Annotated in this window: 9 protein-coding genes and 1 pseudogene; 8 read left to right on the top strand and 2 right to left on the bottom strand. The window is 64.4% G+C overall.

The annotated features are described in order from the left end of the window. From lpdA to EOA28_RS13295, 4 genes are all read left to right on the top strand, one after another. The coding region (gene lpdA, locus EOA28_RS13280) for a dihydrolipoyl dehydrogenase (RefSeq protein WP_128314941.1) at positions 1 to 1,428 on the top strand (1,428 nt) is incomplete at its 5' end. 174 nt (positions 1,429 to 1,602) lie between these two features. After that, on the top strand, positions 1,603 to 1,860 hold the full coding sequence (locus EOA28_RS13285; RefSeq protein ID WP_042642286.1) for a GlsB/YeaQ/YmgE family stress response membrane protein: 258 nt from the start codon (positions 1,603 to 1,605) through the stop codon (positions 1,858 to 1,860). Positions 1,861 to 2,006: 146 nt separating this feature from the next. Next, positions 2,007 to 2,972 (top strand): lipoyl synthase, encoded by a 966-nt coding sequence (lipA, locus tag EOA28_RS13290; protein WP_127253052.1) that lies wholly within the window; start codon positions 2,007 to 2,009, stop codon positions 2,970 to 2,972. A 6-nt stretch (positions 2,973 to 2,978) separates the two neighbouring features. Continuing rightward, positions 2,979 to 3,434, top strand: coding sequence for a type II toxin-antitoxin system RatA family toxin (locus EOA28_RS13295; protein WP_127253054.1), 456 nt, complete (start codon positions 2,979 to 2,981; stop codon positions 3,432 to 3,434). Here the strand turns inward: EOA28_RS13295 and EOA28_RS13300 are convergent. Together EOA28_RS13300 and EOA28_RS13305 are read right to left on the bottom strand one after the other, a co-directional pair. Then, the gene (locus tag EOA28_RS13300) at positions 3,431 to 3,919 is read right to left on the bottom strand and encodes a CinA family protein (protein ID WP_127253056.1); all 489 of its coding nucleotides are present in this window, start codon (positions 3,917 to 3,919) and stop codon (positions 3,431 to 3,433) included. The two genes, EOA28_RS13295 and EOA28_RS13300, sit on opposite strands and share 4 nt — an antisense overlap. Then, on the bottom strand, positions 3,916 to 5,145 hold the full coding sequence (locus tag EOA28_RS13305) for a bifunctional 2-C-methyl-D-erythritol 4-phosphate cytidylyltransferase/2-C-methyl-D-erythritol 2,4-cyclodiphosphate synthase (RefSeq protein WP_127253058.1): 1,230 nt from the start codon (positions 5,143 to 5,145) through the stop codon (positions 3,916 to 3,918). The genes EOA28_RS13300 and EOA28_RS13305 overlap by 4 nt, the downstream gene beginning before the upstream one ends. A gap of 140 nt (positions 5,146 to 5,285) precedes the next feature. On the opposite strand from EOA28_RS13305, the gene dusB reads away from it, so the two are divergent. The 4 genes and pseudogenes from dusB to EOA28_RS13325 form a co-directional block, all read left to right on the top strand. Next, positions 5,286 to 6,314, top strand: coding sequence for a tRNA dihydrouridine synthase DusB (dusB, locus tag EOA28_RS13310; protein WP_127253060.1), 1,029 nt, complete (start codon positions 5,286 to 5,288; stop codon positions 6,312 to 6,314). Next, the gene (locus EOA28_RS13315) at positions 6,311 to 7,447 is read left to right on the top strand and encodes a nitrogen regulation protein NR(II) (RefSeq protein WP_127253062.1); all 1,137 of its coding nucleotides are present in this window, start codon (positions 6,311 to 6,313) and stop codon (positions 7,445 to 7,447) included. The genes dusB and EOA28_RS13315 overlap by 4 nt, the downstream gene beginning before the upstream one ends. Continuing rightward, complete coding sequence (ntrC, locus tag EOA28_RS13320) at positions 7,444 to 8,904, top strand: nitrogen regulation protein NR(I) (protein WP_042642300.1); 1,461 nt, start codon at positions 7,444 to 7,446, stop codon at positions 8,902 to 8,904. Before EOA28_RS13315 ends, ntrC begins: the two co-directional genes overlap by 4 nt. Before the next feature lie 127 nt (positions 8,905 to 9,031). Further along, positions 9,032 to 9,806, top strand: a pseudogene (locus EOA28_RS13325) (PAS domain-containing sensor histidine kinase); the annotation flags it as partial.

A 9,806-nucleotide genomic window follows, 5' to 3' on the forward strand; every position in this document is an offset into this window, starting at 1 on the left:
ATCATCATCGGCTCAGGCCCCGGCGGCTATGTTACGGCGGTGCGTTCCGCCCAGCTCGGCTTCAAGACGGCGATCGTCGAGCGCGAGCATCTGGGTGGCATCTGCCTCAACTGGGGCTGCATCCCGACCAAGGCGCTGCTGCGCTCGGCCGAGATCATGCATTATTCGGATCACCTGAAGGATTACGGGCTTAAGCTCGAGGGCGGCAAGGTCAGCGCCGACACGGCCGCCGTGGTCGACCGTTCGCGAAAAGTGTCGCTCAGGCTGAACACCGGCGTCGGCTTCCTGATGAAGAAGAACAAGGTCGACGTCATCTGGGGCGAGGCCAAGCTGTCCAAGCCAGGCGAGGTCGTCGTTTCGAAGACGGCGAAGAAGGCGATGGAACCGCAGCCGCCGGTGCCGAAAGGCGTCAAGGGCGAGGGCACCTATACCGCCAAGCACATTATTCTCGCGACCGGCGCCCGGCCGCGCGCGCTGCCCGGCATCGAGCCGGACGGCAAGCTGATCTGGACCTATTTCGAGGCGATGGTGCCGAAGGAAATGCCGAAGTCGCTGCTGGTGATGGGCTCAGGCGCCATCGGCATCGAGTTCGCTTCCTTCTACCGCACCATGGGCGCGGACGTGACGGTGGTCGAGCTGCTGCCGCAGGTCATGCCCGTCGAGGACGCCGAAGTCTCGAAATTCGCGCAGAAGCAATTCGAGAAGCAGGGGATGAAGATCATCCTCGAAGCCAAGGTGACCAAGGTCGAAAAGGGCGCCAACTCGGTCACGGCGCATGTCGAGATGAAGGACGGCAAGGTCGAGAAGATCACCGCCGACCGCATGATCTCGGCCGTCGGAGTGCAGGGCAACATCGAAAACCTGGGCCTCGAGACGCTCGGCGTGAAGACGGACCGCGGCTGCGTGGTCGTCGACGGCTATGGCAAGACCAATGTGCCCGGCGTCTACGCCATCGGCGACGTCGCCGGCCCGCCGATGCTCGCCCACAAGGCCGAGCATGAAGGCGTCGTCTGCATCGAGAAGATCGCCAATTTCCCGGGCGTGCACGCGATCGACAAGCTGAAGATCCCCGGCTGCACCTATTGCAACCCGCAGGTGGCCTCCGTCGGCCTGACCGAGGCGAAGGCCAAAGCGGAAGGCAAGGATATTCGCGTCGGCCGCTTCCCCTTCAGCGCCAACGGCAAGGCCATCGCGCTCGGCGAGGACCAGGGCTTCGTCAAGACCATCTTCGACAAGAAGACCGGCCAGCTTCTCGGCGCGCACATGGTCGGCGCCGAGGTGACGGAGCTCATCCAGGGTTTTGTCGTGGCGATGAACCTGGAGACGACCGAGGAAGAGCTGATGCACACGATCTTCCCGCATCCGACGCTGTCGGAGATGATGAAGGAGAGCGTGCTCGACGCCTATGGCCGCGCTTTGAACGCATGACAAATCACCGCCCGGCGACAGATCACCAATCGGTGATAGATCGCCGATCGGTGATAGACGGCCGATCCGTGCTAGATTGGTCAGGCGAGACTCACACGCGGCAGCCGGAGATAGCTGACGGCAAGGCGGTTCGTATCCGGATGCATTTTCACCTGATCGAGGAGGAACTGGCACATGCATTTGAATGGCGTCGGCTGGATCGCAGCCATCATCGTCGGCGGCTTGGCGGGCTGGCTCGCCGAGATGGTCATGAAGAGCAACACCGGCATTTTCATGAACATCATCATGGGCATCGTCGGCGCGATCGTGCTGAACGCGATCCTGCAGGCTCTCAACATCCAGTCGTTCGGCGTCGGCTGGGTCGCCTATCTGATCACCGGCTTCATCGGCGCCTGCCTGCTGATCTTCGTCGGGCGGCTCGTTCGCCGGTAAGGCGCGCGAATGCGTCGCTGAACGAAGCCTGCTATGCGAAAACGGCCGTGGCGGCATGCGCCGCCCCGGCCTTTTTCTTTGCCGCGAAAAGTCCTAGATGACGAAAGACAGGCGGCTGGCGAAATCGCGGCCGCGAAGGGTTTGAGATGGTCACAGTCGTAGACACGATCGCCAACCGGCCGCGCCCGCGGCATCCCGAGAAGGCGCACCGGCCCGACCAGGAGGTGCTGCGCAAGCCCGACTGGATCCGTGTCAAGGCGCCGGTTTCCAAGGGCTATTCCGAGACGCGCGAGATCGTGAAGTCGCACAAGTTGGTGACGGTATGCGAGGAGGCCGGCTGCCCGAACATCGGCGAATGCTGGGACAAGAAGCACGCCACCTTCATGATCATGGGCGAGATCTGCACGCGCGCCTGCGCCTTCTGCAATGTTGCGACCGGCATTCCGACCGCCCTTGACCCGGACGAGCCCGCGCGCGTCGCCGACGCCGTCAAGCAGATGGGTCTGAGCCATGTCGTCATCACCTCGGTCGATCGCGACGACCTGGCAGACGGCGGCGCGCAGCATTTCGCAGACGTCATCCGCGCCATCCGCGCGGCGACGCCCTCGACGACGATCGAGATCCTGACGCCCGACTTCCTGCGCAAGGACGGCGCGCTGGAGATCGTCGTTGCCGCCAAGCCCGACGTCTTCAACCACAATCTCGAAACCGTTCCGTCCAACTACCTGACCGTCCGTCCGGGCGCACGTTACTTTCACTCGATCCGGCTCTTGCAGCGCGTGAAAGAACTCGACCCGTCGATCTTCACCAAATCCGGCATCATGGTCGGCCTCGGCGAGGAGCGGAACGAAGTGCTGCAGCTGATGGACGATCTGCGTTCGGCCAATGTCGACTTCATGACCATCGGCCAGTACCTGCAGCCCTCGAAGAAGCACCATCCGGTGATCCGCTTCATCCCGCCGGACGAGTTCAAGTCCTACGAGACGATCGGCAAGACCAAGGGTTTCCTGCTCGTGGCATCGAGCCCGCTGACGCGTTCCTCGCATCATGCCGGCGAGGATTTCGCCAGGCTGCGCGCGGCGCGCGAGGCGCAGCTCGCGAAGGCCAGCTGACTTTCAATGCCGAAATTCGAGGCGACACGCCGCGTCGCGCATACACCGCAAGAGATGTTCGCGCTGGTGGCGGACATCGAGGCCTACCCGCAATTCCTGCCGCTCTGTGAATCGCTCACCGTGCGCTCGCGCAAGGAGCGGGACGGCCGCACCATCCTGGTTGCCGACATGAGCATCGGCTACAAGGCGATCCGCGAGACCTTCACGACACAGGTCCTGCTGAAACCCGATGAGAACGCAATCGACGTCAAATACATCGACGGGCCGTTCAAATATCTCAGCAACATCTGGCGCTTCGATCCCGCCGACGGCGGCTGTGAGGTGCATTTCTTCATCGACTACGAATTCAAGAGCCGCATTCTCGGCGCGCTGATGGGCACCATGTTTGACCGCGCCTTCCGCATGTTCTCGGAAGCCTTCGAGAAGCGCGCCGACGTCATCTATGGAGGGAAGCAGGCCTAACGCTCGCCAAGCGCCCGCAACCCGAGCTGCAGCGCGTGACGCACCGTCTCGTGCCGGATGAATTCGCGGCCCTTCTGGCCGAACAATTGCTGTTCGGTGGCAACCGGCTGTCCGGCCAATGCAATCCCGAACCAGACAAGGCCCACCGGCTTGTCCGCCGAGCCGCCGCTGGGACCGGCAATGCCGGTGACGGCGAGCGACAGGCTTGCCCGTGAATGCGCCAGCGCTCCCGCGGCCATCTCCAGCACCGTCTCGCGCGAGACAGCGCCATGCGCGTCGAGCGTGGCGGCGGAGACGCCGAGCATCTCCATCTTGGCCTCGTTGGAATAGGTGATGAAGCCGCGATCGACCACGGCGGAGGATCCGGCAATGTCGGTCAGCGCGGCGATGATCAGGCCGCCGGTGCAGCTTTCGGCCGTCGCCAGCATGATGCCGCGCTGCTGGCAGGCCTGGAGCAGGGCGTTTGCAAGTTCAGCGTTGCTCATGCCGGCACCTCTCCCGGATAGACGACGCTGGCCGTGGCGATCGCCGCGATGCCTTCGCCGCGCCCGACAAAGCCGAGCTTCTCGTTGGTCGTCGCCTTGATCGAAATGCGCTCGGGTGCAATGCCGAGCACGGCCGAAAGCGCCTGCGTCATCGCCGCGCGATGCGGGCCGACGCGCGGCGCCTCGCAGATCAGCGTGATGTCGGCATTGGCGATGCGGCCGCCGCGCTCGCGCACCAGCTTGGCCGCGTGCTCGACGAAGATCTTCGAGGCCGCACCCTTCCATTGCGGGTCCGATGGCGGGAAATGCGTGCCGATGTCGCCGGCGCCGCAGGTGGCAAGCAGCGCGTCGGTCAGCGCATGCAGCCCGACATCGGCATCCGAATGGCCGGAGAGCTTGCGGTCATAGGGAATGGCGACGCCGCAGAGCGTGACATGGTCGCCGGGCTCGAACGCATGCACATCGTAGCCATTGCCGGTCCGAATATCGGGGAAGCGCTGCTGCGCGCTGGAGAGCCGCTCGTCGGCCAATGCAATGTCCCTTGCCCAGGTGAGTTTGACGTTGTCTGGCGATCCGGGAACGATCTTGACCGGTATCTGCGCCCATTCGGCGATCGCCGCGTCGTCGGTGAATTCCGTCTTGCCCAGATGGTGCGCCTTCTCATGCGCCGCAAGCAGCGGCCAGAACGGAAAACCCTGCGGCGTCTGCGCCGCATGAAGGCCGGCCCTCGACACCGTCTCGTCGATCATGCCGGTGGCCGATTCCCGCTTCAGCGTATCGGCGACGGGCAGTGCCGGCAGGGCGCCGTGGCGCTCCCCGATGGCCTCGATGGTGCGATCGATCAGCCCGGCATCGACGAACGGGCGCACGGCGTCATGCACAAGCACCTTTTCGGGTGCCTGGTCCCTCAGCGCGAGGAGGCCGAGCCGGACGGAGGCCTGGCGCGACGGGCCGCCGATAACAGTGATGAGACGTTCGGCGTGTGCCCCCGCGGCGCGTTGCAACAGCTCGGCATCGTCGGCGTGGATGGCGACAACAACCGGGCCGATCAACGGATGCGAAAGAAAGATATCCAGAGTATGGGCGATAACGGCACGGCCGCCGATGCGCTGATATTGCTTCGGACCGTCGGCCTGACCGGCGCGCGCGCCACGGCCGGCGGCCACGATCACCACTCCGATCCCGCCGCCTGGGGACGCCGCTTGCTTTTCGCTTGCCTCGCTCATTCCGATCGGTCCTAGTCGGGGTGATGGCCGAAGGCCAGCATTTTCCAAAATGCGCCTTAATGTGACGTCATCGCGCGTTGCACAACGCCACACTTCTGGCTAGAGAATGTGCAACGATCGAACATGCTTGGTTTTTGTGCATGGCTGAACTGACCACATTGGCATCGCCCCTCGATGTCGGCGGGGTAAAAATCCGCAATCGGGTTTTCCTCGCGCCGATGTCGGGCATCACCGACGAGCCGTTCCGGCTGCGCGCCCACGCGCATGGCGCGGGGCTGGTCGTGTCGGAAATGGTGGCGAGCGGCGAACTGGCCAAGGGCAGGGCGGGCTGCGACCTGCGTATACGTCATTCCGGCCTGCCGGTACATATGGTGCAGCTGGCCGGCCGTGAGGCCGCCCATATGGGCGAGGGCGCGCGAATCGCGGCGGGCGAGGGCGCCGATATCATCGACATTAACATGGGCTGCCCGGCGAAGAAGGTGACCGGCGGTTATGCCGGTTCGGCGCTGATGCGCGACCTCGATCATGCGCTGTCCCTGATCGAGGCGGTGGTCGGCGCCGTCTCGGTGCCGGTGACGGTCAAGATGCGGCTGGGCTGGGACGAAAGCGCTCTCAACGCTCCGATGCTGGCGCGGCGCGCCGAACAGGCCGGCGTCAGCATGGTGACCGTGCATGGCCGCACGCGCTGTCAGTTCTACCAGGGCAGGGCCGACTGGCGCGCCATCGCGCGCGTCAAGCAAGCCGTGTCAATTCCCGTGGTGGCGAACGGGGATGTCGGCTCGCCTGAGGAAGCAACGGCGATCCTCGATCAATCCGGCGCCGACGCGGTGATGATCGGCCGCGCGCATTATGGCGCGCCATGGATCGCCGGCGGTATTGCGACGGCCGCGGGCGGCGCAAAGACACAGGGCATTCCACTGACGCCGCAAGAGTTAACCGATTACGTCGTCTCGCATTACGACGACATGCTCGCGCTCTACGGCGTCGAAAGCGGCCTGCGCCAGGCGCGCAAGCATCTCGGCTGGTATCTTGACCGCCATGCTCCAGGTGTTCGCGCCGAGCAGCGCAAACGTATCCTCACATCGTTCGAACCGGCGGAGATCGTCGCCGAATTGCGCCGCGTATTCACCGACAGCTTGCCGTTGGACAGCCTGCGGAGCGCTGCATGAAGGCCAATGCCCCGCAGCAGGTGGCGGACGCCGCCAACATCGTGCTCAACACCATCCGCCGCCCGGTGATCATGGTCGATCCCGACGGCTTCATCACTTTTGCCAACGCGGATGCCGAGGATTTCTTCCGCTCCAGCGCGACCATGCTTGCCCGCAACACGCTGTCCAAGCTGGTGCCCTTCGGAAGCCCGCTGCTGACGCTGGTCGACCAGGTGCGCGAGCGCCGTGCGCCGGTCAACGAATACCGCGTCGACGTCTCGTCGCCGCGCCTCGGCATCGAGAAGATGGTCGATCTCTATGTCGCTCCTGTGCCGGAGTTTCCGGGTTCCGTCGTCGTGATGTTCCAGGAACGGTCGATGGCCGACAAGATCGACCGCCAGATGACGCATCGCGGTGCTGCGCGCTCCGTCACCGGCCTGGCCGCCATGCTGGCGCACGAGATCAAGAACCCGCTCTCCGGCATCAGGGGCGCGGCCCAGTTGCTCGAACTCTCGGCTTCCGACGAGGACCGGGCGCTCACCCGCCTGATCACGGACGAAACCGACCGCATCGTCTCGCTGGTCGACCGTATGGAAGTGTTTTCCGACGAGCGGCCGATCGAGCGCTATCCCGTCAACATTCACGTCGTTCTCGACCACGTGAAGGCGATCGCTAAGAACGGTTTTGCTAGGCGAATCAAGATCTTGGAGGAATATGATCCATCACTGCCTCCGGTCTTCGCCAACCGCGACCAGCTGATCCAGGTCTTCCTCAACCTGGTCAAGAATGCCGCCGAGGCGATTGGATCGGATCCGCAGGGGGAGATCGTGCTGTCGACGGCATTTCGTCCCGGCATCCGCGTTTCCGTACCTGGAACGCAGGACCGCGTCTCGCTGCCGCTGGAATTCTGCGTGCATGACAACGGTCCCGGCGTATCGGAAGACATCCTGCCGATCCTGTTCGATCCGTTCATCACCACCAAGCCGAATGGTTCCGGCCTCGGGCTGGCGCTGGTCGCCAAGATCGTCGGCGAGCATGGTGGCATCATCGAATGCGATTCGACCGCGCGGGGCACCACGTTCCGCGTCCTGATGCCGGCCTGGAAGGAGACTTCGCCCGGCTCAGGCGCTGAAGCAGAAGGAGACCGCAAATGAGCGTTCGCGGCAATATTCTGGTCGCCGACGACGATGCGGCCATCCGCACCGTGCTCAACCAGGCGCTGTCGCGCGTCGGCCACGAGGTGCGCGTCACCTCGAACGCCTCGACCCTGTGGCGCTGGGTGGCGGCTGGCGAAGGCGATCTCGTCATCACCGATGTGGTGATGCCGGACGAAAACGCCTTCGACATGCTGCCGCGCATCAAGAAGGCGCGGCCCGAGCTGCCGGTCATCGTCATGAGCGCCCAGAACACCTTCATGACCGCCATCCGCGCCTCCGAAACGGGCGCCTATGAATATCTGCCGAAGCCGTTCGACCTCACCGAGCTGCTCAACATCGTCAACCGGGCGCTGTCCGAGCCGAAGCGGCCGAAGCTCGACGCCCGCGCCGAAGACCAGCCGGAAACGATGCCGCTGGTCGGCCGCTCCGCCGCCATGCAGGACATCTACCGCATGCTGGCACGCATGATGCAGACCGATCTCACGGTCATGATCAGCGGCGAGTCCGGCACCGGCAAGGAGCTGGTGGCGCGCGCGCTGCACGAATATGGCCGCCGCCGCGGCGGCCCGTTCGTGGCCATCAACATGGCGGCGATCCCGCGCGACCTCATCGAATCGGAACTGTTCGGCCACGAGAAGGGCGCCTTCACCGGCGCGCAGAACCGTTCCAGCGGCCGCTTCGAGCAGGCGGAGGGCGGCACGCTGTTCCTCGACGAGATCGGCGATATGCCGATGGAAGCGCAGACCCGGCTGCTTCGCGTCCTGCAGCAGGGTGAATACACGACGGTCGGCGGACGCACGCCGATCAAGACCGACGTGCGCATCGTCGCGGCCACCAACAAGGACCTGCGCACGCTGATCAATCAGGGCCTCTTCCGCGAAGACCTGTTCTATCGCCTTAATGTTGTGCCGCTGAGGCTGCCGGCGCTGCGCGAGCGTTCCGAGGACATTCCCGACCTGGTGCGGCACTTCTTCAAGCAGGGCGCCAGCGAGGGCCTGCAGACCAAGCGGATTTCGTCCGGCGGCATCGAGCTCATGAAGCGCTATCCCTGGCCGGGCAATGTGCGCGAGCTGGAAAACCTGGTGCGCCGGCTGGCCGCCCTCTACTCGCAGGACGAGATTTCGTCGGAAATCATCGAGTCTGAGCTCAAGACCGGCGAGAGGCCAGTCGTGCCGGACGGCGGCGCGCTCATTCCCGACGATCTGTCGATCGGCCAGGCGGTCGAGCATTTCCTGCAGCGCTATTTCGCCTCCTTCGCCGGCGAATTACCCCCGTCGGGGCTTTACCAGCGCATTCTCGCCGAGGTCGAATATCCGCTGGTGCTGGCCTCGATGACGGCGACGCGCGGCAACCAGATCAAGGCGGCGGAGCTTTTGGGGCTCAACCGCAACACGCTGCGCAAGAAGATCCGCGAGCTTGGCGTCAACGTATACAAGTCGTCCAGGCAGCCATAGCGCAGCCTCGTGCTTGCAATAATTGGCGAATTGACGGGGGAAAGATTTCGTCCTCGGCCACACTTGTTGCATAATCGCCACAATGCGTTGCATACATCCGACGCAATGACCGACTCTGTACCGCGATATGGCAGCTGAGGCTCCGACCCTGAACCAACCGCTTTTCAGCCAGGCTGGCACACGTGACGGCCGACGGCTGCTGGCGCTGCCCGGCGTGGTGGCCATCGCCGGCGCGGTGATCACGGCGGCAATCTCGTTTGCTATCCTGGTCGGCGCAACGCCGATCGCGCCGACCGCCGACACGACCTGGGCCCTGGTCGCGGCCAATGCCGTCTTCGTTCTGTTCCTGATCGCGCTGATCGCCCGCGAGGTGCGCCGCATCGTCCTGGCGCGGCGCCACGGCAGGGCCGCCTCGCGGCTTCATGTGCGCATCGTCGCGATGTTCGCGCTGGTTGCCGCAATCCCGGCCATCATGGTGGCGATCATCGCCTCGATCACGCTCGACATCGGCCTTGACCGCTGGTTCGAGATCCGCACCAAGACGATCGTCAACTCGTCCCTGTCGATCGCCGACGCCTATGTGCAGGAGAACGCGCGCAACCTGCAGGGCACGACATTGTCGATGGCATACGATCTCGATGCCTCGCGCACGCTCTACGGCCTCGACCGTAGTGGTTTCCTCGATCTGTTGAACAAGGAAGCCGTTGGCCGCGGACTGGCGCACGCCGCCCTGATCAATCCTGACGGCTCGTTCGTCATGAAAGCCAAGACCGACGCCGACTTCGCCATGCCTGAACCGCCGGCGGGCGCAGTCGACACCGCGGCGGCCGGCAAGCCGGTGCTGATCGAGCCGCGCACCCGCAACATCATGGGCGCCATCATCAAGCTGCGCGAGATCGAAG

The sequence above is a fragment of the Mesorhizobium sp. M2A.F.Ca.ET.067.02.1.1 genome (assembly GCF_004023285.1).
In the GTDB taxonomy this organism is placed as follows: Bacteria; Pseudomonadota; Alphaproteobacteria; order Rhizobiales; family Rhizobiaceae; genus Mesorhizobium.

What these genes read in the sequence shown, in the direction of transcription:
- EOA28_RS13285 (WP_042642286.1), top strand. Translation starts at nt 1,603, where the DNA reads ATGCATTTGAATGGCGTCGGCTGGATCGCAGCCATCATCGTCGGCGGC.
- lipA (WP_127253052.1), top strand. Translation starts at nt 2,007, where the DNA reads ATGGTCACAGTCGTAGACACGATCGCCAACCGGCCGCGCCCGCGGCAT.
- EOA28_RS13295 (WP_127253054.1), top strand. Translation starts at nt 2,979, where the DNA reads ATGCCGAAATTCGAGGCGACACGCCGCGTCGCGCATACACCGCAAGAG.
- EOA28_RS13300 (WP_127253056.1), bottom strand. Translation starts at nt 3,919, where the DNA reads ATGAGCAACGCTGAACTTGCAAACGCCCTGCTCCAGGCCTGCCAGCAG.
- EOA28_RS13305 (WP_127253058.1), bottom strand. Translation starts at nt 5,145, where the DNA reads ATGAGCGAGGCAAGCGAAAAGCAAGCGGCGTCCCCAGGCGGCGGGATC.
- dusB (WP_127253060.1), top strand. Translation starts at nt 5,286, where the DNA reads ATGGCTGAACTGACCACATTGGCATCGCCCCTCGATGTCGGCGGGGTA.
- EOA28_RS13315 (WP_127253062.1), top strand. Translation starts at nt 6,311, where the DNA reads ATGAAGGCCAATGCCCCGCAGCAGGTGGCGGACGCCGCCAACATCGTG.
- ntrC (WP_042642300.1), top strand. Translation starts at nt 7,444, where the DNA reads ATGAGCGTTCGCGGCAATATTCTGGTCGCCGACGACGATGCGGCCATC.